Origin of the sequence: Thermosynechococcus sp. GLH187 (assembly GCF_031583395.1) — a bacterium.
Taxonomy (GTDB): Bacteria; Cyanobacteriota; Cyanobacteriia; order Thermosynechococcales; family Thermosynechococcaceae; genus Thermosynechococcus.
Window position 1 is genome coordinate 1857948 of the sequence record NZ_CP134175.1, and the last position, 24383, is coordinate 1882330.

Annotated in this window: 28 protein-coding genes and 1 tRNA gene; 13 read left to right on the forward strand and 16 right to left on the reverse strand. The window is 53.8% G+C overall.

The window, feature by feature from the left end; translation table 11 throughout:
• Position 1 precedes the first annotated feature (1 nt).
• Entirely contained in the window at positions 2-1126 is a 1125-nt protein-coding gene (gene wecB, locus RHI63_RS09115; RefSeq protein WP_310821506.1) for a non-hydrolyzing UDP-N-acetylglucosamine 2-epimerase, read from the reverse strand.
• A 261-nt stretch (positions 1127-1387) separates the two neighbouring features.
• On the opposite strand from wecB, the gene RHI63_RS09120 reads away from it, so the two are divergent.
• The 4 genes from RHI63_RS09120 to cas5c all read left to right on the forward strand — a co-directional run bounded on the left by RHI63_RS09120 (position 1388) and on the right by cas5c (position 6354).
• Positions 1388-1903 carry a bifunctional nuclease family protein gene (locus tag RHI63_RS09120; protein ID WP_206201676.1) on the forward strand — a complete coding sequence of 172 codons (516 nt, stop codon included), beginning with the start codon at positions 1388-1390 and terminating at the stop codon, positions 1901-1903.
• A 1-nt stretch (position 1904) separates the two neighbouring features.
• Entirely contained in the window at positions 1905-3026 is a 1122-nt protein-coding gene (locus tag RHI63_RS09125; protein ID WP_310821507.1) for an aldo/keto reductase, read from the forward strand.
• A gap of 242 nt (positions 3027-3268) precedes the next feature.
• Positions 3269-5488 (forward strand): CRISPR-associated helicase Cas3', encoded by a 2220-nt coding sequence (cas3, locus tag RHI63_RS09130; protein WP_310822019.1) that lies wholly within the window; start codon positions 3269-3271, stop codon positions 5486-5488.
• Between the two features lie 68 nt (positions 5489-5556).
• Entirely contained in the window at positions 5557-6354 is a 798-nt protein-coding gene (cas5c, locus tag RHI63_RS09135; protein ID WP_310821508.1) for a type I-C CRISPR-associated protein Cas5c, read from the forward strand.
• On the opposite strand, the gene RHI63_RS13100 is transcribed toward cas5c, so the two are convergent.
• From RHI63_RS13100 to rsmH, 7 genes are all read right to left on the reverse strand, one after another.
• On the reverse strand, positions 6293-6544 hold the full coding sequence (locus RHI63_RS13100) for a hypothetical protein (protein WP_315863468.1): 252 nt from the start codon (positions 6542-6544) through the stop codon (positions 6293-6295). The genes cas5c and RHI63_RS13100 overlap by 62 nt on opposite strands.
• Positions 6532-6834: a hypothetical protein gene (locus RHI63_RS09140; protein WP_310821509.1), complete on the reverse strand. Its 303-nt coding sequence runs from the start codon at positions 6832-6834 to the stop codon at positions 6532-6534. Before RHI63_RS09140 ends, RHI63_RS13100 begins: the two co-directional genes overlap by 13 nt.
• Before the next feature lie 176 nt (positions 6835-7010).
• A tRNA-Ala gene (locus RHI63_RS09145) sits at positions 7011-7083 on the reverse strand.
• 10 nt (positions 7084-7093) lie between these two features.
• Positions 7094-7645 (reverse strand): photosystem II reaction center PsbP, encoded by a 552-nt coding sequence (gene psbP, locus RHI63_RS09150; protein ID WP_310453708.1) that lies wholly within the window; start codon positions 7643-7645, stop codon positions 7094-7096.
• A gap of 24 nt (positions 7646-7669) precedes the next feature.
• Positions 7670-9436, reverse strand: a complete 1767-nt coding sequence (locus tag RHI63_RS09155; RefSeq protein ID WP_302678125.1) for a penicillin-binding protein 2 — start codon at positions 9434-9436, stop codon at positions 7670-7672.
• A gap of 9 nt (positions 9437-9445) precedes the next feature.
• Complete coding sequence (locus RHI63_RS09160; RefSeq protein ID WP_206199903.1) at positions 9446-9886, reverse strand: hypothetical protein; 441 nt, start codon at positions 9884-9886, stop codon at positions 9446-9448.
• Between the two features lie 88 nt (positions 9887-9974).
• Positions 9975-10847: a 16S rRNA (cytosine(1402)-N(4))-methyltransferase RsmH gene (gene rsmH, locus RHI63_RS09165; protein WP_206199904.1), complete on the reverse strand. Its 873-nt coding sequence runs from the start codon at positions 10845-10847 to the stop codon at positions 9975-9977.
• A 59-nt stretch (positions 10848-10906) separates the two neighbouring features.
• Between rsmH and RHI63_RS09170 the strand changes: the two genes are divergently transcribed.
• From RHI63_RS09170 to RHI63_RS09190, 5 genes are read left to right on the forward strand one after another with little or no spacing between them, the layout of a single operon-like run.
• Positions 10907-11452, forward strand: coding sequence for an Npun_F5560 family protein (locus tag RHI63_RS09170; RefSeq protein WP_149818787.1), 546 nt, complete (start codon positions 10907-10909; stop codon positions 11450-11452).
• A gap of 18 nt (positions 11453-11470) precedes the next feature.
• Positions 11471-11782 (forward strand): nucleotidyltransferase family protein, encoded by a 312-nt coding sequence (locus tag RHI63_RS09175; RefSeq protein ID WP_190278242.1) that lies wholly within the window; start codon positions 11471-11473, stop codon positions 11780-11782.
• Positions 11758-12159, forward strand: coding sequence for an HI0074 family nucleotidyltransferase substrate-binding subunit (locus tag RHI63_RS09180; RefSeq protein ID WP_315863414.1), 402 nt, complete (start codon positions 11758-11760; stop codon positions 12157-12159). Before RHI63_RS09175 ends, RHI63_RS09180 begins: the two co-directional genes overlap by 25 nt.
• Positions 12156-12788, forward strand: a complete 633-nt coding sequence (locus tag RHI63_RS09185) for a hypothetical protein (protein ID WP_206199907.1) — start codon at positions 12156-12158, stop codon at positions 12786-12788. Before RHI63_RS09180 ends, RHI63_RS09185 begins: the two co-directional genes overlap by 4 nt.
• A gap of 27 nt (positions 12789-12815) precedes the next feature.
• On the forward strand, positions 12816-14174 hold the full coding sequence (locus tag RHI63_RS09190) for an OB-fold nucleic acid binding domain-containing protein (protein ID WP_310438168.1): 1359 nt from the start codon (positions 12816-12818) through the stop codon (positions 14172-14174).
• On the opposite strand, the gene RHI63_RS09195 is transcribed toward RHI63_RS09190, so the two are convergent.
• Positions 14171-15421 carry a SufS family cysteine desulfurase gene (locus RHI63_RS09195; protein ID WP_310800150.1) on the reverse strand — a complete coding sequence of 417 codons (1251 nt, stop codon included), beginning with the start codon at positions 15419-15421 and terminating at the stop codon, positions 14171-14173. The two genes, RHI63_RS09190 and RHI63_RS09195, sit on opposite strands and share 4 nt — an antisense overlap.
• A gap of 317 nt (positions 15422-15738) precedes the next feature.
• On the opposite strand from RHI63_RS09195, the gene RHI63_RS09200 reads away from it, so the two are divergent.
• A complete protein-coding gene (locus tag RHI63_RS09200) occupies positions 15739-16977 on the forward strand; it encodes a DUF4912 domain-containing protein (protein WP_310821511.1) in 1239 nt (412 codons plus the stop codon).
• Positions 16978-17034: 57 nt separating this feature from the next.
• Here RHI63_RS09200 and RHI63_RS09205 read toward each other — a convergent pair whose 3' ends face one another.
• Both RHI63_RS09205 and RHI63_RS09210 read right to left on the reverse strand, forming a co-directional pair.
• The gene (locus RHI63_RS09205; RefSeq protein ID WP_206199911.1) at positions 17035-17910 is read right to left on the reverse strand and encodes an alpha/beta fold hydrolase; all 876 of its coding nucleotides are present in this window, start codon (positions 17908-17910) and stop codon (positions 17035-17037) included.
• Positions 17911-17994: 84 nt separating this feature from the next.
• Positions 17995-18315, reverse strand: coding sequence for a DUF1815 family protein (locus RHI63_RS09210; RefSeq protein ID WP_149818796.1), 321 nt, complete (start codon positions 18313-18315; stop codon positions 17995-17997).
• A gap of 371 nt (positions 18316-18686) precedes the next feature.
• Between RHI63_RS09210 and RHI63_RS09215 the strand changes: the two genes are divergently transcribed.
• Positions 18687-19130 (forward strand): NUDIX hydrolase, encoded by a 444-nt coding sequence (locus tag RHI63_RS09215; protein WP_206199912.1) that lies wholly within the window; start codon positions 18687-18689, stop codon positions 19128-19130.
• On the opposite strand, the gene RHI63_RS09220 is transcribed toward RHI63_RS09215, so the two are convergent.
• The 5 genes from RHI63_RS09220 to RHI63_RS09240 all read right to left on the reverse strand — a co-directional run bounded on the left by RHI63_RS09220 (position 19127) and on the right by RHI63_RS09240 (position 22031).
• Entirely contained in the window at positions 19127-19843 is a 717-nt protein-coding gene (locus tag RHI63_RS09220; protein WP_206199913.1) for a metal ABC transporter ATP-binding protein, read from the reverse strand. The two genes, RHI63_RS09215 and RHI63_RS09220, sit on opposite strands and share 4 nt — an antisense overlap.
• Positions 19840-20913, reverse strand: a complete 1074-nt coding sequence (locus RHI63_RS09225) for a metal ABC transporter substrate-binding protein (RefSeq protein ID WP_206199914.1) — start codon at positions 20911-20913, stop codon at positions 19840-19842. Before RHI63_RS09225 ends, RHI63_RS09220 begins: the two co-directional genes overlap by 4 nt.
• Positions 20914-21035: 122 nt before the next feature.
• Entirely contained in the window at positions 21036-21251 is a 216-nt protein-coding gene (rpsR, locus tag RHI63_RS09230; protein WP_011057896.1) for a 30S ribosomal protein S18, read from the reverse strand.
• Between the two features lie 13 nt (positions 21252-21264).
• The gene (rpmG, locus tag RHI63_RS09235) at positions 21265-21459 is read right to left on the reverse strand and encodes a 50S ribosomal protein L33 (protein ID WP_149818803.1); all 195 of its coding nucleotides are present in this window, start codon (positions 21457-21459) and stop codon (positions 21265-21267) included.
• A 35-nt stretch (positions 21460-21494) separates the two neighbouring features.
• A complete protein-coding gene (locus tag RHI63_RS09240; protein WP_225901548.1) occupies positions 21495-22031 on the reverse strand; it encodes an RDD family protein in 537 nt (178 codons plus the stop codon).
• Positions 22032-22121: 90 nt separating this feature from the next.
• Between RHI63_RS09240 and RHI63_RS09245 the strand changes: the two genes are divergently transcribed.
• Both RHI63_RS09245 and psbQ read left to right on the forward strand, forming a co-directional pair.
• Entirely contained in the window at positions 22122-23882 is a 1761-nt protein-coding gene (locus RHI63_RS09245) for an NFACT family protein (RefSeq protein ID WP_302678132.1), read from the forward strand.
• Positions 23883-23921: 39 nt separating this feature from the next.
• On the forward strand, positions 23922-24380 hold the full coding sequence (gene psbQ, locus RHI63_RS09250) for a photosystem II protein PsbQ (RefSeq protein ID WP_149818809.1): 459 nt from the start codon (positions 23922-23924) through the stop codon (positions 24378-24380).
• Positions 24381-24383 lie beyond the last annotated feature (3 nt).

The window sequence follows — 24383 nt, forward strand, 5'->3', positions numbered from 1 at the left end:
CTTACTGTGTCTGCTGGGCAAAAAACTGGGTCACAATCTCAAGGATGCGATCGCTGGCATGACCATCGCCAAAGGGATTAATCGCCGTCGCCATGCGGTTGTAGGTCACTGGCTCCGTGAGCAGTTCAATGGCTGCCGCGGCAATCCTATCCGCAAACGTGCCCACCAGTTTAGCAGTGCCAGCGGTGACCGCTTCCGGCCGCTCAGTGGTTTCCCGTAACACCAGTACCGGTTTACCAAGGCTAGGGGCTTCCTCTTGGAGACCACCGGAATCCGTCAGCAGGAGCGTTGCTCCCTTAATCGCTGCCACAAGAGCAGGATAGTCCAGTGGCTCCGTCAGAAAAACGCGGGGATGATGCCCCAAATAGGCTTTGAGGGGTTCACGCACAGTGGGATTGCGGTGCAGGGGCAAGAGCAAAGCGGTATCGGGAATCGTGTTTAAGATTTTCAGGAAGCCATTGGCAATGTCTTCTAGGGGGGCACCCCAGTTTTCCCGTCGGTGAACGGTGGCGAGGATCACGCGATACTGTTGCCAGTCAAGGCCGGGGACATGGCACACTGGCTGGCGATCGGCCACTTGCAACAGCGCATCAATCACGGTATTGCCCGTCAAGTGAATACTACCCGTGACCCCGGCCGCCTGAAGATTCTTGACGGCTTGTTCCGTAGGGGCAAAATGCAACTGCGCTAATTGGGAAATAAGGCGGCGGTTGGCTTCTTCTGGATAGGGGTTGTAGAGATCGTCGGTGCGCAAGCCCGCTTCCACATGGCCGACAGGAATCTGCTGATAAAAGGCGGCAAGGGTAGCGGCAAAGGCAGTTGTTGTATCCCCCTGAACCAAAACAAGATGGGGCAGGAGTTCTTGATAGAGTTGCTCAAGGCCTTGGAGAGCACGACAGGTGATTTCGGTCAGGGTTTGCTTGGGCTGCATAATGGCCAAGTCCCGATCTGCCCGCAGGTCAAACAGTGCCATCACTTGATCCACCATTTCGCGGTGCTGTCCCGTGAGGACAACGTAGGGTTCAAACAGGGGCGATCGCTGGAAGGCTTGAATGACCGGTGCCAATTTGATTGCCTCCGGGCGCGTACCCAACGTAATGCAGATCGGGATCGGGGAAGCAATCATAGCCCTCTAAATACCAAAAATAATAACTTTAGTGTACCGAGAAGCGAGCGTCAAAAAAGTGTCTAGTTGCCACTGTCCATGATTCCGTCGTTCGCCAGTCTTTTTCTAAAGCATGGAGTCTCAAGGAATGCCTGCGCGTCGCCCCTCCGTTACTTCCCCCATAGGGAGTCTTACAGTGGTAGGGGTGTGCCATCTTGGTGGGAAGGACTGTATGTTAATAATAGAAGGGAATGCACCGCCATTGCGCTCGCTGAGGTGGCCATGATTGAAATGACTGTTGCTGGGATTGCCCTCGATGCCACTAACCGTCGCACGCCAATTGTCTTACTCAAAGACGGTGCTGGACGGCGAGCACTGCCCATCTGGATTGGTGATAATGAGGCGCGGGCAATTTTAATGGCCTTGGAAAATCAACGAGCACCGCGACCGATGACCCATGATCTGATGGTCAACATTCTCAACGAATGGAATATGACCCTAGAACGGGTGGTGATCCATTCCTTGGAAGACAACACCTACTATGCAGTGCTCACCCTGCGCCAAGGAGAAACTCGTAAAGAGATTGATGCTCGTCCCAGCGATGCCATTGCCCTTGCCCTGCGCTGTGATTGCCCGATTTGGGTGATGGAAGCGGTTGTTGCCGATGCCTCGATTCCCGTCGATCGCGATGCTGACGAGGAAGAACGCCAAGCCTTTCGCCGCTTTTTAGATTCGATTCGCCCTGAAGATTTTATTCAGCAGGGCCGGGGAATGGAAGAGGATTCCTCCGCAGGCTAGAATGCGCTACCGCCGCTTTGGTCGCACGGGGCTGAACCTCTCGGTTTTTTCCCTTGGAACGATGCGTGCCTTGGGCAGTCCAGAGGTGATGCAGGCGGTCATTGAGGGGGCGATCGCCCACGGCATGAACCACATTGAAACCGCCGCCGCCTACGGTGCCAGTGAAGCCTATATTGGTCGTGCCCTCAAGGCACTGGGTCAGCCCCCCGTTTTTATCACCACTAAACTCTTGCCCCAAGGGGATGCGGATCACGTCCAGCGGCAAATTGCTCAATCCCTTGAGCGTCTTCAAGTCTCACGGTTAGATGGTGTCGCCCTCCATGGCCTCAACACCCCTGAGCATCTCGCATGGCTGAGCACTGAGGGGATGGCAATGCTGCGGCAGTTGCAAGCAAAGGGGGTAATTGGTGCTTTAGGCTTTTCCAGTCATGGATCGTTGTCTGTGATTTTGCGGGCGATCGCTAGCAACCAATTTGACTTTGTGAATCTGCATTACACCTACTTTCAGCAACGCAATGCCCCAGCGATCGCCGCTGCCGCCGAGCGGGATATGGGGATTTTTATCATTTCGCCAGCCGATAAAGGAGGACAACTCTACCGGCCTTCCCAACGGCTCCAAGACCTCTGTGCGCCCTTTCACCCTCTCCATTGGAGCTATCGCTGGTTGCTGAGTCAGCCGGCCATCACCACCTTGAGTATTGGACCGGCCACCGTTGCCGAGTTGGCCTTTCCCTTGGCCGTGGCTGATCAGGTGGCACCCCTGAGCGCTGAAGAGCAAGCGGTGGGCGATCGCCTGCAAGCAGTGATGCAGGAAACCTTGGGCACCGATTTGTGTCAACAATGTTATGCTTGTTTGCCCTGCCCTGAGGAAATTCACATCCCCGAAGTGCTGCGGCTTCACAACTTAGCCGTCGCCTACGACATGACAGAATTTGGCAAGTATCGCTATGGGATGTTTGGTCGTGCCGGGCATTGGTTTCCCGGTCAACCCGCCAACCGCTGTACTGAATGTGGCGATTGTTTGCCCCGCTGTCCCAGTGGCTTGGAGATTCCTCGGCTATTGCGCGAAACCCATGAGCAGTTGCAGGGCAGCTCGCGATCGCGCCTTTGGCAGAACATTTAATCAAATAATCAAAAATCGAAAAAACTTCCTATTTTCCCACCCAGTACCGAACTCAACTGTCAAGTATGGGTCAATCCCAATATTCCCGTCCTGTTCCCAACTCAGGGACTTCGCTAAAATCTAAAGTGAAGATAGCTTGTCATCCCGCCACGATGTTGCGCAGTATTGTCAAGGTTGGGTCAAAATTCTTTGTCTCAATCTCAATGTGAAGTATATAAGCTGAGAAAGAATTATGTGAAATGATGTCAAATTACTATGCTCATACTCCAAACCAAGATGGTCAATGGCATTCCCTGTCAGCGCATCTTTCTAAAGTGGCTGGTAGAGCGTCGAAGCTGGCTGGAAAGTTAGGTACACCTCAACTGGGCAACTATGGTGGCCTTTGGCACGACTTAGGCAAGTACAACCCTGATTTTCAGGCTTATCTCCAAGCCTGTACCCAAAATCAAGCTGTTAAAGAGAAAGTTCCTCACGCTAAGTATGGTGCGCTCCTCGCTTTCCAGAAGTGTCAGCCTCTTGCACCAATGATCTATGGCCACCATAGCGGCCTGCCTAATATGGCAGATTTGCAGAATCGGTTGGCGGAGGTTGATCGGGTAACCTACGAGCATATTAAAGGCCTAGCCAAGGCGGATGGGATTGATTTAGACCCGTCAGCAGATTTTCAAAAAGAGTTAACTTCCATTGCTAGCCCTGAGCTAGACATTGCAACTCGTAAATTAAATACTGAACTGTTCCTGCGCTTGCTGTTTTCCTGCTTAGTGGATGCGGACTACCTTGATACGGAATCCCATTTTGATCCAACCGCCGCAGCCCAACGGGGGCAGTACCCCTGCCTACAGCAGCTATGGTCAGCGTTTGCAGCGAATCAGACTCAATTGATGGCCAATAGCCTAAACACGCCTGTTAATACGGTTCGTAAGGATGTTTATCACCATTGCTTGACCGCAGCCAAGGAGCCGCAGGGAGTCTTTCGCTTAGCAGTCCCCACTGGCGGTGGTAAAACCCGCAGCAGTCTAGCCTTTGCCCTTCAGCATGCTTTAACACATGGGTTAGATCGCGTCATTGTTGCGGTGCCCTACACCAGCATTATTGAGCAAACAGTCGCCGTCTATCGGGAGATTCTGGGTGAAGACACTGTTCTGGAGCACCACAGCGCAGTGCAAACAGATTTTCAGAATGAAGATGATGCGCGATCGCTCCAAGCCTGTGCCCGCCTAGCAGCTCAAAACTGGGATGCACCGCTGATTGTCACCACGACGGTGCAACTATTTGAAAGCCTATTTGCCAATCGCCCCAGCCGTTGCCGCAAACTTCACAACATTGTCAACAGTGTAATTATTTTAGATGAGGTACAGACCCTGCCGCTGAAACTGTTAGCTCCTATTCTGAGTGTTCTGAAGACACTAGTAGCGCGGTATCGAGTCACGGTTGTGCTCTGTACGGCAACGCAGCCCGCCTTAGCTGGAACAACGCCCTACCTAGAGGGATTTGACAATGTCAGGGATATTATTCCGCCTGAAGAAGCTCAACAACAATTCTGCACCCTGAAGCGGGTCAATTATGAGCAGCTGCCAACCCCGTGGTCATGGCAAGACCTTGTGGCGGATTTGAAGCAGCAACATCAAGCCCTCGTCGTGGTGAATACCCGCAAAGATGCGCTTGCTATTCTGGATGCCTTGGGTGAGGAGGAGCACGATCGCCAGTTTCATCTTTCAACATTGCTCTACGGTGCCCATCGGCAAGCCGTCCTACAGGAGGTGCGCGATCGCCTGCGAAACAATCAACCCTGCTGGCTTATTTCTACTCAAGTGGTCGAAGCGGGTGTAGATTTAGATTTTCCGGTCGTTTATCGTGCCATGGGGTCACTGGATCGCATTGTGCAGGCGGCAGGTCGCTGTAACCGTGAAGGGCAACGTTCATCCTTGGGACGAGTCGTGATTTTTGACCCCCAAGAGGGTCGCACGCCTCAAGGGGAGTATTGCACCGCTGTTGAAACTACTCGCACTTTACTCAGGCAAGCCATGGTTGACCTAAATGACCCTACAGTTTTTCAGAGGTATTTCCAGCAGCTTTACCAAGTTCATGATCTTGATACCGAAAAAATTCAGCAGTATCGTCAGGCATTCAACTTTCCCGAAGTTGCGCAACGCTTTCGTCTCATCGAGGATCACACGTATCCAGTTGTCATTGTGCCCGATCAAGCAAAAAATAAAGATGAACACAATCAAGTAAAACAGTTAATTCGCCGTATTCAGCAACGCGGCTTAAGGGCAAAAGAAATCCGCGCATTGCAGCCTTACCTTGTCAACCTACGCACCAAGGAATTTCATGACACTGAGCACCTGCGGGAACTGATTGCTGCCGGCCTCTGGGCTTGGCAGGGTGACTATGACCCTCTCAAAGGGATTGCGATCGCAACAAACCCCATCGTCGCAGATCCCAGCGATCTTATTTTTTAGGTCAATCAGAGTTAAACTAGAGGAACGGCATCATCGGCTTTCCTAAGCCAATCAAAAGTAAGCTGGCGATGACAATTAAAATCAAATCAATGCTCAGTGTTAAAGTTTGGGGGGATTATGCTTGCTTCACCAATCCTGCCTTTAAGGTGGAGCGGGTGAGCTATCCAGTGATGACACCTAGTGCCGCGCGGGGGGTGTTGGAGGCGATTTTTTGGAAACCTGAGTTTATTTGGCAAGTGGAAGAAATTCACGTTCTGAAGCCGATTCGTCATTTTTCAATTACCCGCAATGAGGTCAACTCTCTGCAAAGCGATCGCGCCGCCCGTCAAGAGAGCTACCGCTATTTTGCTGATGAGGATCGTGCCCAGCGTCATACCTTAGCACTGCGGGATGTGGCCTATGTGATCAAGGCTCAGATCGTTCTACGTCCCCATGTCAATGCTGACATTGCCAAGTACTGTGACCAGTTTCGCCGTCGCGTCAGGAAGGGGCAATGCCACCACCAGCCTTACCTAGGTACTCGTGAATTTAGTGCCTTCTTTGAGGAACCTACGCCAGCGGATCAGCCGATTGCCCACAGTGATGATTTGGGGTGGATGTTGCTGGATGTCGTCTATGAGCAGGATACCAAGGTAAAGACCCTCAGCTACTGGCGCCACGATGGCAATGGCGCCCATTTAACTACCGGGAAAGCAGAGCCAAAGTTTTTCCATGCCCGATTGATTAATGGTGTCTCAAGGGTGTCCCAAGTTGCGATCGCCCTTCGGGGCGATCGAGGATTGAAACGAGTAACTGATTTAAGAGTTACCCGTGATCCTGAGGTTGCGATCGCCCTTCGGGGCGATCGAGGATTGAAACGACACTGACAGCATCAAAGCGATCGTCCCCGGGACGATATGACAGGATTTCTAAACCAATTGGCTCCCCAGTCACCCCATCCTTGAACAAAATCACCCCATCTCCAAGTTCTGTCGCAACTTGGTTTCTTCGTGGAACTTGCCAGAATACACTTAACAGCTCTGTTTCTGGCTCATAAAATACTCTTATTTGAGCCACACTGTCTCCCCTTCTTTAATGGCGTCAGTTTGATAAGCAGTGATTAAAAAACCATCTCCATTTAAGCGTCGTGCCACTGCAACAACCCAACGTTTTTCTCGCTGTACCCGATAAAACAATAATACTCCTGAATCTCGGCTACTGCGACGAACCTCATCTGGTGTAGAAAGAGCTAACCGCACACAATCTTCCAACTCCTCAATATCAGGGTGCTTGATGAGCAGCCGTTGCCAATACTCCTCAGAGGTTCTAACCGTAAATCCAAGCGGTGTAGAAATTTCAAATTTCATGAAACTACTGTGGTAGCAAGGGGTGTCTATCGGAGTTGCGATCGCCCTTCGGGGCGATCGAGGATTGAAACTATTCAATACGAATGACTCGCCCCATTGAATGGGGTTGCGATCGTCCTTCGGAGCGATCAAGGATTGAAACGAGGCGATCGAGGATTGAAAAGGGGGCAAAAAGATGGAGAGTAGGGAACTCGAATCCCTGACCTTCGCGGTGCGATCGCGACGCTCTACCAACTGAGCTAACTCCCCGATTCTTTCTTTAATATACGGTAAACGAGGACACGATGGTCTTAAATTGGTCTTCTACCTTTGGCCATCGCTCCTCTGGAGCTGAAACACTCAGAGTATAGACCTTGCCTCGGCTCACAGCAATACTCGACAAATTGTGTCGCTGCTGAGCATTGTCCCCATCCCCCGGCAGAGTGACGGCATACTCCAGAATGTAATAAGTTTTGTCATCTGCCTTTTGGGAGGTCGCGGAGATCAGGGCAGAACTGCGCCCGCTTTCAGTTGGGGCAATGATATTTCGCAGCAGGCGATCGCCCACCTCCTCAGGGGATCCCAATTCCTCAAGAGACTTTGTGCTGGAAACCGTATTCACAACCACACTGACGTTTTCTGTCGTCTCGATAATGTCGTGAAAGACCACATCCACGGGGTCATCCACCTGTACTTGTACCCAACCGCGGGGGTAGAGAAACTCATAGCCATCGTAGCTATCCACATAGGCCTGTAGCCCACTGGTGGCCGAACACCCCCCCAGCAACATCACAAGAATCGCCAACGCTGTGGCAAAAAACCGTTGAATCATACCGTCCTTTTGCGCTGTTCTCCCCTATTGTGACACTGAAGCTGGCGTAGCGGGGCGGCGCAATTCCTCTGGATGTGAGGGGGGAATGCCCTCAATCGTAATCAGGGACTCCGTTACCGCTCGCACAATCGGAATCGCCACCGTTGAACCGTAGGCATCATCCCCCTTGGGTTCATCCACTACCGCCAAAATCACATACTGCGGCTGATCAAGGGGAAAAATAGCCGCAAAGCTCGTGATGCGCAGATTGCTGTAGGTACCGCCAATTGCTTTTTGTGCTGTGCCGGTTTTACCCCCCAAGCGGTAGCCGAGAATATGGGCGGGTTTCCCTGTACCGAAGCGCACCACTTCTCCCAGCATTCTGACCACTGCTTGACTGGTGCGCTGCGAGAAGACCCGTCGAGGGGGGCGTTGCTCAAGGCGTTTTTGCAGTTGGCCATTTTCATCGTAGAGGCCATCAATGACATGGGGAGTGACCATCTCTCCCCCGTTGGCGATCGCCCCCAATAGTTGAGCCAAATGCAGCGGCGTCAGGGAAAAGCCTTGGCCAAAGGCCGTTGTTGCCGGTTCAATGGGGTAGTTAATAAATTGCTCCGGGGGCTTTAACTGGGCGGCGGTTTCAAAGGGGAGATCACTGCCCACCTTCTCGGTCAGCCCCAAGCGATGCAGATAGCGATAGTAGTGGCGGGCGGGAATGCGGTTCATCATGTGCACCATGGCCACATTGCTGGAGTAGGCGAGAATTTGGGCAATATTGAGGGCACCGCGGCCGCCGCGTTGGCTAAAATCACTGTTTTGAATTGGCCAGCCCCCCACCGTAATCCGCCCCTCATCGGGCAGCACTGTATCGGGAGTAATGGCATTGAGTTCAAGGGCGATCGCGGTGTTGATCGGCTTAAAGGTTGATCCCGGCTCATAGAGATCCGAGACTGCCCAGTTGCGAAAAAGGGCTGGATCAGCCCGGTAGTAATGATTAGGATCGTAGGAAGGCTCTGAGACCAGTGCCCGCAGGGCACCAGTTTTCACTTCTAGGACAATGACCGTGCCCCGCTTAGCGTTGAATTTGCGTAACTGCTGTTGCAGGGCTTGGCGTGCTGTTTGTTGCAAACGAGTATCAATCGTGAGGCGCACATGGTACCCCTGACTCAAAGCACGCGGATCCGCAGGGGCAAGGGCAGGTAACCATTGACCCAAAGCATTGGTTGATAGGAGCTGGCGGTTATGGGAAACCTGTAAAAACTGGTTTTGGCTAAACTCAATCCCCGCTTGACCTTGGTGGTCACGATCCACATAGCCGACAACGCCCGCCATGAGTTCCTGCTGCGGATAAATGCGCTGCCACGCTTGGTTGAGTTCTAGCCCATCGTAGTTCAAAGCGCGAATTTTAGCAGCAGTTTCCTCATCAATGTCGTAGGCAATGGGTACCCCCGTTGGGTAGGTACTGAACTTGGCCAACAGTTGCTCTGGAGATTGCTTGAGTAAAGGGGCCAGATCGCGGGCGATCGCCCGCCGCTCCACTTTGAACTGAATTGGATGGGCAAAGAGGGTAAACACAGGCCGATCGAGGGCAACAACCGTCTCTCGGCGATCGGTAATTGGGTAGCGTGCCAAGGTTGGCGGAGTATAGCGCCGTTGTTGTTGCTGTGCCCGTGCCGCTAAGGTTTTCCCCTGAACCACTTGCAAATAAACTAGGCGAGCAACCACACCCCCCATCACCATCAGCAAAAAGCCAAAGATCAAGCCAACTCGCAAGGGTGGCAGGGATTGGTTTTGGGGGCGGGCCGTTGTCATGGATAGCGATCAGTAATTGACAGTGCGCTGCGGTGGTGGTGTCACGGGGGGGCGTTCAAAATGAGTTTTGGCAGCAATCTTGCCCTCATTGGGCACAAAAAGAACGTGTTGCGGCGTTTGGGGCACGAGACCTTGGGGCGCGCGTTGGACTTGCTGCGTCACCCGATAGCGGAGGGTTTCATTGCTGACGAGTAGCTCCCGCTCCTGCCGTTTGAGGGTTTCTAAGCGGTCATAGGCTTGACTCCACTGCTGCTCAGAGAGGGCTGACCAACCATAGAGAGGCAGTACAGCCACAAGGGCACCGGTGGCTGCCACCCCAGAAACCCATTGAATCCCCAGCAAAGTTTTTTGCCACAGGGGCATTTGCGGCTTGGGGAGAGGCCGAATTTCCGTCAGTGTTGGCGACGATTGGGGAATAAATCGGGATTTGAATTTAGGGGCAGCAACCATAGACTCCAGCACTCCTCAGCAATTTATTACCCTAAAAGATTATGACGCACTGTAAAGATACCCATAAATAAACCATCATTCGGGCAATTCATGCAAAAGTACGCGCTGCAATTCGTAGCTTTGCCGATCGCGATCGCGGGTTGAGAGCAACTTCCGCTGCATCCGCCACAATCGGTTTACGAGTCACAACTGCCAAGAGGGGATTGCCACGCCACGCCTGCTTCACCCGCCGATCTTCCAAGCTATGGAAGCTAATGACGGCAATGCGCCCTGCGGGCTTTAACCATTGGGGCGATCGCGCCAAAAATTGGTCGAGCACCGCTAGCTCTTGGTTCACATAGATACGCAAGGCCTGAAAAACCCGTGTGGCTGGATGAATGCGTTGCCGCGGAGAAGCTTTGAGGCAGTGGGCAACCAACTGCGCCAGTTCTTGGGTGGTGGCAAGGGGACGACGGGCAACAATGTGGCGAGCAATGCGGCGGGCAAAGCGTTCTTCGCCATATTCGTAGAAAATATCCGCCAGTTCTCGCTCGCTGTAGTGATTAATCACCGTTGCCGCTGTCAAAGGGTTAGCGGGATTCATGCGCATATCGAGGGGGGCATCAAAGCGAAAACTAAAGCCCCGCTCTGGACGATCCAACTGGGCGGAACTCACTCCTAAATCTGCGAGAATGCCATCAAACATCGGCTCAGCCACAGGCAGATCAGCAAAGTTGCCGTGCCAAAACTGGACGCGATCGCCAAAGGGGGCGAGGAATTCCTGAGCCGCCGCTAGAGCCATCGGGTCTTGATCGATCGCCAGCACCCGACAGGTAGGTTCACTGCGCAATAGCAGTGCCGTGTGGCCGCCACCTCCCACCGTTGCATCCAAATAGAGTCCCCCGGCCTTGGGTTGCAATGCCTCCAGAACTGCGCTTGCCAGTACCGGTTGATGGTAGGTGGAAAATTCCAAATCTTGCATGAGCGGATCAGAACCAGCGTAAAATTTGCCACAGCACAGTCCCTTGGAGAGCAGCCGCCGTGAACGATACTTCCCTCAACTTAGCCGATGAACTGCTGATACGGGATCAACTCGTGCAGCAACTCTCAGAGGAACTCTATCAACTCATGGTGCAGCATCCTGAGTTATTTGTGCGCTTTTACCAAGCCCGCAAGACCGAGGCAGCCAATGCCGCAGCCCTGAAGTTGCTGCAAGCCCAAGTGCAACAGGTGGAAGCACAAATTGCTGCCTATCAAGAACAGATCCTTGCCTACCAGCAGCAGAGCCAAAGTCGTGAAGCGGAAATGAATGAATTGAAAGCTCAAGTCATTGAATTGAGCGATCGCAATGAGATGCTAGAGCGCGTCATCCAAGAAATGCCCGAAGTCTATCGGCAAAAATTTAGTGAGCGGCTGAGTCAAGTGAAACTCAAAATTGAAAGCCTCGAAAAAGAAAACGCGCAACTGCGTGCCGAACTGCGGAATCTGCAAACCCTCTTGGCCGCTCAAGCCCGCCAGCAACAACAGCAGGGATTCCCCTCATTGCAACCTGCGCGCGTTGGCTTGATTCCCAGCTTTAATACCTAGGTGGACAGGAATCAAAGCGTGACCGCTGCCAACGAAGATCTGCGGGAACTCAAAAAAATACTAGAAGACTTTTTTACAGGGCTTCCCGTCAAGGTCTATCTATTCGGCTCGGCTGCCCGTGGTGCTCTCCGCCAAAGCTCTGACTTAGATGTCGGGATTTTGCCCCTTGCACCACTGCCCGTGGGGCTGTTGAGTGAGTTGCGGGAGCGCCTAGAGATGTCCAATTTGATCTATCCAGTCGATGTCGTGGATTTATCAGAAGTGTCCGCCGATTTTCGATCGCGAGTGATTGCAGAGGGAATTGAGTGGATCGGCTCAGGGAACGATTAGTGGTTGCCCAAAGAGCGCTAGCTACTTTGCAAGAATTGCCCTTGGGTAAGCGCACAGATACGATTATTCGGGATGCAGCAATTCAGCGATTTGAATACACCCTAGAAGCCATCTGGAAAGCAGCACAGCTATATCTACGGGAACGCGAAGGATTAGACATCGCCTCACCGAAGGGCGTGATCCGTGCTTGCTTGGCCGTTGGCCTACTTACTCCAGAGGAAGGCCGTTTAGCGCTAAAAATGGTGGACGATCGCAACTTAACCGTCTACACCTACAATGAGACCTTGGCAGATGCAATTTTCTCGCGGTTAGCACAGCACGCCATGCTCATGGATCGCTGGTTAGCTGCCCTCGCAGCAGGAGGATTAGAGGATTGAAAATACGGATTTGGTGTGCGGCACAGCCAAGGGAAGCCGAACTGTCTGCGGATCAAGTCGCGACCCAAGTGGTACCCCTGCTGCAACAGTGCCAAGACAGTGCCGAGATTGCCATCTGTCCCCTCGATGCCCCGATCGCGATCGCTCCCCAACCGCAGGTGCTAGACTATAGCCTCACCCATTGGGCATCATCCGAGCTTTGGCAGCAGTGTCAAGCGTTGCGTGCCTTGGTTACCCAGTGGGGGATACGAACCAGCACAGGGGGTCTCTATCAGTTGCCACTAGCGCAAACGGCAAAGGGGACGCTCTTTGGCGAAATCATTGGCTGCCTTGAAGGGACATGGCAGTTACCTATCCATGCCAGCGATCGCCAGCGACAAACCCTCTATGCCCTCGGACGGCGACTCCTAGATCACTTACAGGCACCGGTGGGCTGCTATTTTCTGCAATTTGGCTGGCAGGGGGAAGTGATCTTTGAGCGACTGTGGCCTTTTCCAACCGTGGCGGCCCTAGCCAGTATTGGTGTGCAAACGCCTGATTGGTTCACAGCTCACTACCAGTGTTTAAGCGCCATGCCCCTGCGGGATCTGCGGATTCCCGCTCGCGAGACAGTGCGGCGATTAGAATAGAGAGCGCAGCGTTTGGAAAGGTGAAGCGTGAAGATTGTCCGCCGGCGGCTAGTGGGTTGGCAAGCGGTCTATGACATTGGTTTAGCTGGGGATCACAATTTTCTCTTGGCCAATGGAGCGATCGCCGCCAATTGCTTTAACAAGTCCCACTCCACGGCCTACGGCTATGTGACCTATCAAACCGCCTTTCTCAAGGCCAACTTTCCCGTCGAGTACATGGCCGCCTTGCTCACGGCGAATAGTGGCGACCAAGACAAGGTACAGCGCTATATTGCCACCTGCCTCAGCATGGGGATTGAGGTCCTTCCCCCCGATGTGAATCGCTCGGATATTGACTTTACGCCCGTGGGGGACAAAATTCTTTTTGGTCTGTCGGCCGTACGCAATGTTGGTCAGGGAGTGATTGAGGCCATTTTGCAGGCACGGGCAGAGGGGGGTGCCTTTCAAAGTTTGGCGGATTTTTGCGAACGGGTTCCGCGTGCGGGGGGCGATAGCCGCATTCTCAACCGTCGTGCCCTTGAATCCCTCATTGCCTGTGGTGCCATGGATAGTCTCCATCCCCAGCGCAACCGCAACCAACTGATGCAGGATCTCCCCCTCGTGCTGGAGTGGGCACAGGCGCGCGCCAAGGATCGGGCGGTGGGGCAAGTCAACCTCTTTGATATGTTGGCGGGTGGCTCCAGCAATGAATCCGGCGGTAGCTATGACCCAGCCCCCAGTGCGCCCCCAGTGGACGACCTACCGGATGCCGAAAAGCTCCGCCAAGAAAAAGACCTACTGGGATTTTATGTGTCGAACCATCCCCTCAAGGATATTCATCGGCCAGCGGCCATGATTGCCCCTATTAGCTTGGCGGATCTCGAGCAGCACACAGGTCAAGGGATAGTGAGTGTCATTGCCCTGCTCACAGGACTCAAGCCCATTACCACTAAGCGCGGCGAGCGGATGGCCATTGTGCAGTTGGAAGACCTCACGGGTCAAGCGGAAGCTGTCGTCTTTCCCAAAGCCTACGAGCGCATTCATGGGCAGTTACAGCTTGATCATCGGCTACTGCTGTGGGGCACCCTAGAGATGCGCGACGATCGCCCCCAACTCCTGATTGAAGATGCCGAACCCCTTGAAGCGGTGAAGCTGGTGCTTGTGGATTTGCCTGTTGAGCAAGCGGGGGACATTCAAGCCCAAAGTCGCCTCTCGGAAGTCCTCAAACAACAGGTGGGCGACATGCCCAAGGTGCCGGTAGTGGTCAAAGTGACCGATGGCTACCATGCCCAGTACGTACGCCTAGGACCACAGTTTCGCGTTGAAGATGCCGATCGCGCACGCCATGCCCTTGCTAGTGCCGGTTTTCAGGCTGAAGCGAGTGAACTGTTGAGTCTCAAGCTCTAGGCAAAGACATCCCTAAAGAAGGCAATGGCTTCCCCAAGGGCAGCAATAAACTGATCAATTTCAGCGCGGGTGTTGTAGAAATAGAGGCTGGCCCGTGCCGTGGACTGAACCCCTAAATGGCGGTGCAAAGGCTGTGTGCAGTGGTGTCCTGCGCGGATGGCAATCCCCGACTGATCAAGGATGGTCGAGAGATCGTGGGGATGCACCTCACCAACGGTAAAGCTGGCCAAGGCAGCGCGATCGCCGGACTTCGGGCCATAGAGGGTGACACCGGGCAGTTCTTGGAGGCGTTCAAAGAGATAGGCGGTGAGTTCCTGTTCGTAGGCATGGATGCGCTCCATCCCCCACTGGCTCAGATAATCCACCGCTGCCCCAAGGGCGATCGCCTCCGCAATCGCTGGCGTTCCCGCCTCAAACTTATGGGGAATATCGGCATAGGTGGCATGGTCGAGAAAGACATCGGCAATCATTTCGCCACCGCCCAAGAAGGGGGGCATTTGCCGCAGGAGTTCCGCGCGTCCCCAGAGGAAACCAATGCCCGTGGGTGCACACATTTTATGACCGGAGGCCACCAGCCAATCGCAGCCCAACTGCTGCACATCAATGGGGAGGTGAGGCACACTTTGGCAGGCATCCACCAGTACCCGCGCCCCCTTGGCATGGGCAAGACGCACAATCTCGGGAATCGGGTTCAGGCACCCCAGCGTGTTGGATACATGGGCAACGGCCACCAATCGCGTGCGATCGCTCAAAAGACTTGCGTAGTGGTCAAGATCAAACGTTTGCTCTGGCGTCAGTTCCACAAACTTGAGGCGAGCACCGGTTTTCTGAGCCACAAACTGCCACGGAATCAAATTACTGTGGTGCTCCATCACCGTCAGGATCATTTCATCCCCTGCCTGCAGCGTATTCATGCCCCAACTATAGGCCACGAGGTTAATCGCCTCACTGGCATTGCGGGTATAGATAATCTCCTCGGCATGGGGGGCATTGACAAAACGCGCCACTTTTTCCCGTGCCCCTTCGTAGGCCGTGGTCGCCTCAGCACTCAGGGTATGTACGCCCCGATGGACGTTGGAGTTGTAGCGACGATAGTAGTCCTCAAGGGTATTGAGAACTGCCAAGGGCTTTTGGGAGGTGGCTGCATTGTCAAAGTAAATCAAGGGGCGATCGTGCACCTGTCGCGCCAAAATCGGAAAGTCAGCACGGCAAAGGTCAGCGAGGGAGCGGCTCGGGGCGATCGTCATAGTGGTTGTGGTGACATCAGTAACATTCAGGAATTTCCTAGCAAGTCCCCACGGCATTTGCAGGGATACATTTCTCACTATACTCCCTTCCCCCTCGCAGAAGGTGGTTTGAGGCTGAACAGGAATAGCAAACCGCTATCTTGATCCCCGTGCAGAATAAATGTTATGAAATCCTGACATTTGATCCCTGCGAAAGACTAAACTGCGTATAAATCCCTAGGAGTGTGCCCGAATTCCCTTGACGCCCCAAGACTTTTTTGCCAAAGATCAAGGGCAAAGGATAGCTCTGTCTATCAACCCACGATAAGGAGGCACCCATGCCGAAAGATCGCCCCCCTTTAGAAGAAATGACCTTGCGGCAGTTGCGGCGCATTGCCAGTGAACTGCAAGTGTCCCGTTATAGCCGTATGCGCAAAGATCAACTCCTCGCTGCCATCCGTGAAAAGCAGGCGCAAGCCAACGGATCCACCACTACCATTTCTGTCCAACCTGTCCCCTCTAATCTGGAGTCGCAAGAAAAAGTGGAAGCAGCAAAATTTGACCTCGGTCCTGCTCAAGAGGATGTTCTCTTGGCCTCTGTAGATGAAGGTCTTGGGGATTTGCCGGGGGGCTATGGTGAAAGCCGCATTGTCCTCATGCCCCGGGATCCGCAGTGGGCCTACGCCTATTGGGATGTGCCCAACGAGCACCGCGAAGAATTGCGGCGGCAAGGGGGTCAGCAACTGGCTCTCCGGCTCTACGATGCCACGAATATCAACCTCGATAGCCAAATTCCCCACAGTGTTCAGGAGTACCCCTGCGATGAGTTGGCGCGGGAGTGGTATCTGCCCATCCCCGTGAGCGATCGCGACTATGTGGTGGAAATTGGTTACCGCTGTGCCGATGGCCGCTGGTTGGTTCTAGCCCGTTCTGCCCCTGTGCATATTCCCCCCACCTACCCCTCAGATTGGGTCTGGGATCAATTCATTACGGTGGATTGGGATATGGATCTGCGGGGCAAAACCCTCTTTGATCTGGGGGCACCCTTGGCGGGCACTGCCGAACCCCATCCCATTTACGAAGGCATCTTTGCCATGGCCGAAGGAGCCGAAGCGCAGCGGGTGGCAGGTTCTCTCTTTGGTTCCATGCACCAAGTCCCCGGCTCCATCTCCCAGTTGCCCGAAATGGCCATCAGTTCCTACGTCTTCCCCTCTGGGGTTGGCCTATGGGCTGTGCCGACGGTGTCGGGTCTGACGATGTTGGGCGTTGGCTTCTCAGCTTCGGCGGCTCCGATTCGTCCCCGCAAATTCTGGTTGGTGGCGGATGCTGAACTCATTGTCTATGGGGCTACGGAGCCAGATGCCACCGTCACCATTGGTGGGCGCCCGATCAAACTCAATCCCGATGGTACATTCCGCTTCCAAATGTCCTTCCAAGATGGCCTCATTGACTTCCCGATCTTGGCAGTGGCGGCAGATGGGGAACAAAACCGCGCCATTCACATGAAGTTCACCCGCGAAACCCCCGAACGTCGCACCAATACCAAGGAAGAAGCGGTGCTGGAGTGGCTGGCCTAAGCGAGTTGGTTGGCTCAATCCATGCCTTTCCCTCTGCCGAGTGGTGGGGGGATTTTTTTAGGCACGCAAAAAGGCAAGCAGTTCACGATTGACTAGCCCCGGCACTTCCTGTTGTGCCCAATGGCCACAGTCGGGCAGATATTTCAGCCGCCACGGTGCATGGATCCACGCTTCGATACCGTTGGCAAGGCTGGGTTGGGCGAGGGGATCATCGGCGCCCCAGAGAATCAGGGTGGGGCTGGTAATGGCTTCCGTGTGCTGTTGCAGTAGGTGCCACCACTGTTGGGGTGAAAAAAGATGGCGATAACTTTTGAGCACCGCAGCGATCGCCCCCGCTTTTTCGAGAGCCGCTTGATAGAGTTGCACGGTTTCTGCCGAGAAGGCAGCCTTGCGGATGGAGTAGCGTTGAAAGAGATCCTGCAAAAAACTCCGCAGATTATGCCCTAGCCAGTATTCCGCCAAGCCGGGGATGTGGCAAGCCAACAGTGGCCAGTTGCGCCAAAAATGCTCTACCTGTTGCCAGAGTTCCAGTCCCACACGGTAGGGGTGGGGGGTATTCAAGACGGCTAAATGCTGCACCCTCTGCGGAAAACGTGCCGCCACGTGCCAAGCAATCAGGCCACCGCAATCATGGCCGACAATGTGGGCGCGTTCATAGCCCAGTTCTTGGATCAGCGCCGTGACATCTTGGCTGAGGGTATCGAGATCATAGCCGTGGGCAGGCTTCTCGGAGTCATTGTAGCCCCGTAGATCTGGCACTACAACCTTGAAATGACGAGCCAGTACGGGAATTTGAAATCGCCAAGAGTACCAAAACTCTGGAAAGCCATGCAACAGAATCACAAGATCACCGCTGCCTTGGGTGACATAGTGCAGGCGTACTTGGTTAACGCTGAGGTACTGGTGTTGCCAACTAAGGGACGCTTCAGTCATTGAGGGTGGGGATCAAAGTAGAAGGAAAGTCCAGCTACTTTTAAGCTAGCACCGACAAAAGATCGAGGGATAGCCCCGACAGGATTAAACCGCAGTGGGGATACGGACTTCCTTGAGGAGATTGGCCAGTTCTTGCAGTTGATTGATCGCCTCTGCCCCTTCGAGTTTCATGAGTTCGCGGTCATCGCGCATTTCAGTCCAAGTGATCCCATAGTCAGAGACCAAAAAGCGAATCAGGTGGTTGTCGGCCAAGCTGACCATGAAGGAGGCACTGTTGAGTTCACCGCCACAGGTGTAGCAGGAGGCCATGTAGCCTCGATTTTCTAGGGCAATTGCCAGAGCTTGCAGGTTCAACACTAAATCGCGAATAAACTGGCGGTGTTGTTCGGCTAAACGGTAAAACATAGGACGATTCACTCCAAGCAATGAACAAAGTTATAGCACAGCTGCTAGGGAAATATTAAGACAATCTTAAGAAAGGGCAAGGCCGTACCAACGTTGTTAAATTCCTGCAGCCATTTGTAAAATTTGATAGAAAAATAAGGGAAGCTCAAATTTGTTATCGAAACCATCTTATGAAAGAGGGGACTTAACAGCTGCCCGCTGGGGATAGCCCTCCAAAGCGCGACGTTTACCTCTGGCTACCCTTTGCTCAACGTTTTAGCGGTTGTTGATTTGTTCTTGCTACTATACTCTTCATTTTAGCTTTAATCTACTTTAGGATTGGCTTTACGTTTCTAGGGTAGAGTAGCCCTAACGACATATCTTGCAAGACAATGCCAGCAACCACGATTGTTCCCGTTGCCCTTGCGGTTCTTTACCAAGGCGATCGCGTCCTTATGCAGCTGCGCGATGACAGTCCCCATATTTTGTATGCCGGCCACTGGGGACTTTTTGGCGGTCATCTTGAACCCGAAGAAGCACCGCTCGCGGGCGTCCAGCGGGAAGTCTATGAGGAGATTGGCTACTGCCCACCTCACCTCACCTTTTTTGGAGAGTACGGCGATCCCCAAGTACATCGCTATATTTTCACAGGCCCTTTGACGTGTGCACTGGAAAACTTGGTACTCAACGAAGGACAGGGCATGGACTTGGTACCCTACGATTCGGTGGTGGCTGGGGTTCACTATGCCCAAACCCTCGGCGAAGATCGCCCCTTAGGCGCCATCCACCAGCGCATTCTGCTGGATTTCTTTGCTAGGAGAGAATCCCCCGTTTAAGCAGCAAACTGTTGCAGCACCCGTTCGGGGGTTCCCAGTCCTTGGACAGAGCGATCGAGATACAGCACCTGATCACAGGTTGCCCTTACCCGCTCCAAGTGATGGGAAATTTGTAAAATTGCCCAGCCCTCACTCACCTTGAGGGTCTCCAGTAGGTCATAAAATTGTTGCTCACCTCGGAGATCTAAGCCAGCGGGAGCTTCATCCAAAATCAGGAGACGACGGGGTTGCACCAAGCAATAGGCCAAGAGGGCGCGCTTTGTTTCGCCCCCGGAAAGGGAACTCATGGGTTGTGTCGCAAGATGCTCGAGGTGCAGGCGTTGGAGACTTTCCAAGATGGCGCGATCGCGCTGCTGTCGATGCTGCCAAGGCCACTGCCACGTAGGTTGCCCCCAGCCCAAACCCACAAATTCAGCCACGGTGATCGGAATGCGTGGATCGCACTGAAAATTTTGCGGCAAGTAGGCTACCTGTTGGCGGACATAGGGGAGCGTGCGGCGATAGCCCATACCATAGCCCAAGAGGGTCACCCGTCCCTGCTGGTAGGGAATAATGCCCAAAATGGCTTGAATCAGGCTACTTTTGCCCGCCCCATTGGGACCAATAATGGCCATATTCGTATCGGCGGCGAGGGTAAAGGAGACATTTTCCACCACCCAGCGATCGCCCCGCCGCACCGAGAGGTTTTCCACCTCTAGCAGGTATTCGTTCACAGTGCTGCCCCTAACGGTCTATTCACCTGCATCCACCATGTCCCTACCACCGCGATCGCATCGGGACGACGATAGGCTTGCTGTTGCGCCCCAAAAGCCTCAGCCAGATTGCGAATGTTTTGCTCCATTCTTTGCAGGAAGTAGGTCGGCGTGAGATCAGCGGCAGTGGGAGCACGCTCTAGGGGATCAAACACACTCACTTTTACGCCCAAATCCTGCGCTAAACTTTCAAAGACCTGTTCTTGCCCCGGTTCCGTCAGGAGCGTTTTCAGATCACTTTGTTGCACCGCCTGCATCACCCGCTGCACATCCGCAGGTGAGGGGTTAACCGACGGAATGCCCACGAGATAGATCGCTTTCAGGTTATAACTCTCGGCAAAGTAGGGTGCGACATCGTGATAAACCACAAATGTTTTGCCCGCAAAGGGAGTAAGTTTTTCCCGGGCGAGGGCATCTAGGGCTTCTAACTCTCGAATAAAGGCAGTGCTATTTTGCGCGTAGATGGCAGACCCTTCGGGATCCACAGCAATCAGACCATCGCGAATGTTTTTCACTTGCTGCATGGCACGCTGGGGATCTAGCCAAATGTGGGGATTGAATTCACCGTGGCTGTGACCGTGGTCATCATGAGCGTGGTCGTGGTGGTGATCGTGGTGGTGCTCGTGATTATCCTTTTCGCTGGCAAGGGTGGCCACCCCCGCGCTGGTATCAATGATCTTGAGATTGGGATTGGCGGCGTTTTCAATCAGTTTGTCTAAAAAGGTTTCCATCTCAAGGCCATTTTTGACCAAAACCCTTGCTGTGGCCAGCAGCCGCACATCCTCAGGCCGCGCTTGAAAGTCATGGGGGTCAATATTGGCCGGCAAGAGTTGCTCAACAGTGGCGCGATCGCCTGCGACCGCTTTTGTAAAAGCAGTGATGGGTAAGAAAGTCGTCACAATGGTGAATTGGGCTTCTGCCTGTGAGGTCTCTTGCTCCTGTGGCGACTGGGCTTGGGGGGCACAACTGCCCAAAAATACCCCCAGAGTTACCAGCAGCCCCCAGCGTTTAAGGTGAGCTTGGATAGCCATAGAGAAATAGATGAATGATAACCATTCTCATATTTGCACACTTAGGCAGGGAGAGCAAGCAAAAATAAAGGGGCAAGTCTAAACCTCCCCCTTCGCAAAAACCAATTAGCGATCGCGAGTTTTTAGCCTTCGAGATTCAAGAACGGCAAGAGTGCCATGATCCGTGCCCGCTTAATCGCCACTGCAAGTTGTCGCTGTTGCTTGGCCGTGAGACCGGTCACCCGCCGCGGCAAGATTTTCCCCCGTTCAGTGATAAAGCGCCGTAGTAAATCAACATCCTTGTAATCAATGGGCTGTCCAGGGGGAATGGGAGAAATGCGTCGCCGATAAAATGCCATAGCTGTCCTCTAATTACTTGATTTCTTTGTGAATGGTGTGCTTGTTGCAGTGGGGGCAAAATTTCTTCAGTTCTAACCGCCCTGTGGTGGTGCGACGATTTTTGGTGGTGGTGTAGCGAGATACGCCAGGCGATCGCTTGGCCGGATTAGTGCGACACTCTGTGCACTCTAGGGTGATAATGATTCTGGCGCCTTTTGCTTTAGCCATGGTCTTGCCTATCTATCCAGTGAGCCGATCTCTAATTATGGCAGATCTTTGCGGATTTTGCTCACCAATTCAATGAGCTTGCGATCAAGGGCAAAGCCCCGCCGACAGCGATATACCTTTGTGCCGCCAAGGCGATCGTGGAGCGTGCGGTGCTCTTCATCAATCCACGCCAAGCTACAGTCAACGGCCAAGGGCAGTGCCAAAATAATCAGCGCCATACTCGGGCCATAGGACTCCAAGCCTGCCAATGTCAACAGCGCCCCGACACCAATCACCAGTTCTCGCTTGCTGAGGGAAAGGAGATCCGGTGTCCGCTGCCGCTGATCCAACAGGCGCACATTCATTAGCCAATGGCCGGGGCTTTGACCCTTATTGCGGTTCACCATCGCCACCCGCAGCAACCACCAAACCAAGGCAAAAACAAACAGTTGCCCCCACTGAATGGCTGCCCCCGGCGTGATACCGACAACACTCGTCAACCAGATGAGGATAAAGTCAATGCTGGTGGCGATCGCCCGTCGCCAAGGCTGAGCCAGTGGTAAGGGGGGTGGATATTGACGGGAAAGTGCCATAGCAAACACGCGGTGGCAAAAGGCCAGAGAGTGGCTAGACTAGTATAGCTTGAGGCCGATTCCCTCAAAAAATTCTGCGGAGTTTGGACGGTGCAACCCGTTGATTTGACCACCCTGCGTGCTGTTTGTGCCGATCTCCAACATTGGCTACCGGCACGGCTCGAAACGGTTTACCAGCGCGATCGCCACACGATTGCCTTGGCGCTGCGCACGCTGAAAAAACAGGATTGGCTGACCCTCAGTTGGCATCCCCAAGCGGCACGCATTGCCTTTGAACCACCGCCCCCCCGCCAACCCGACACCTTTACTTTTAGTCAGCAACTCCATGCCCAACTCAATCGCCTTGCCCTTGTGCGGGTGGGGTTAGTCAACCCTTGGGAGCGCGTCTTGGTCTTGGAATTTGCCCCTCGTCCGCAGGCAGCAACGCAGTGGCGTCTCTATGCCGAGATCATGGGCAAGTACAGCAACGTGATTCTGGTTAACGCTGCCGGGGAAATTGTTACTGCTGCCCACCAAGTCAATGCCCAACAGTCCCGCTTGCGCCCAATTCTGACCGGTCAACCCTATGTGCCCCCACCCCCCCTAACGGCCGCGTTGCCCAGTTGCGAGATTCCCTTTGAGCAGTGGCAACAACAGGTAAGCGTGATTCCCGGACTGCTGCGGCAGCAACTTCTGAAGGCCTATCGGGGACTGAGTCCAGCCTTGGTACAGCAACTACTGGCGGATGCCGCATTGTCCCTAGAAAGTCACACCACAGAGCTAACCGCTGAAGAATGGCGACGGCTATTTGACCATTGGCAGCACTGGCTGGCGTGTTTAGAGAGCGGGCATTTTGTCCCCCAATTGACATCAACGGGCTATCGCGTCATTCCCCCTCTTGGGACTCAGAGCCAGCCAACGGCCACTATCCATGAGCTGCTTGCCACCTACTACCAAGACCAACTGCGGCAACAGCAAACGCAGCAACTCCGTCAACAGTTGCACCAGAGCCTACAGGCACAGCGGCAAAAACTGATCGCCAAAATTGAGGGCTTTCGGGAACGCTTAGCGGCGGCGGCTGGGGGCGATCGCCAGCGGTATTTGGCCGACCTACTGATGGCCCATGCTCACCTGTGGCAACCGGGGATGACGAAACTGATCGTGACGGACTTTGCCACCCAAGAACCCCTTGCCATTTCCCTCTCGCCAGAGAAGAGTGCCATCCAAACGGCGCAGGAGCTGTACAAACAACAGCAGAAACTCAAACGTGCCCAGCAGCACATTACGCCGCTCCTCACCGCTGCTGAAGAGGAACTCGCCTATCTCGATCAGGTGGCGGCCACCCTCGCCACAGCCACATCCTTAGATGTCCTTGAGGAGATTCGCGCTGAATTGATTCAACAGGGATACCTGACGGCGCCCGATTACTATCGTCCCCCTACCACGCCCAGTCCCTACCTACGCTATACGACACCAAGTGGCTTCACGGTTCTCGTGGGGCGCAACAACCGCCAGAATGACGATCTTACGTTTCGCGTTGCCAGTCCCTACGATTGGTGGTTTCACACCCAAGAGATTCCAGGAAGCCACGTGATTCTCCGCCTCGCAGCGGGGGAGGTGCCCAGTGAGAAAGATATTCAATACGTGGCGAATTTGGCGGCCTACCATAGTCAAGCCCGTGCCAGTGCCCAAGTACCCGTGGTCTATACTCGCCGCAAGTATGTGCAAAAACCGAAGGGCGCTCCACCGGGGATGGTGATCTATGATCAGGCGACAGTGGTGTGGGGGTGCCCTCTGAGTGTCAGTGATGGCTCTTCCGATCTGTCCCAAGGGGGTGCTGGCGGCGATCGCCACGGGATCATGGCAGAATAGAACCGTGTTTTTTACGACACCATTGACTGCTGAGGTTCTATGCTGCGCCTAAATCGAAAATCCCTAATTTCAATCCTATTAAGCGTTGTTGCCATTATTTTAGTCGGCTGTGGCGGCCCCAGTGCCACGACCACCCCTCCGCCCACCTATAGTGAGTTGCAAATTACTCGCATTCAAGACTACCTGAGTGACATTGAGAAAAATGCTGAACGCTTTGCCGACTTAGAGGTCAGTGTGGCCAAAGGGGATTGGCAGGAAGCCCGCAACATTATGCGCGGCCCTCTCGGTGAAATGCTGATGGATATGCGTGCCCTCAACCGCAATCTCTTGGCCAAGGATCAACCCACCCCCACAGCTTTGACCCGTGCCCTGACGGATGACTTCCTGAAAATTGATCAGGGGGCGGATCTCAATAGTGTCACCGTGGCTCAAGAGGGCTTCCGTGATGCTGAAGCGGACTTCAAGGCCTATCTCAATAGCTTGCCTGAGTTGTCCTAGTCC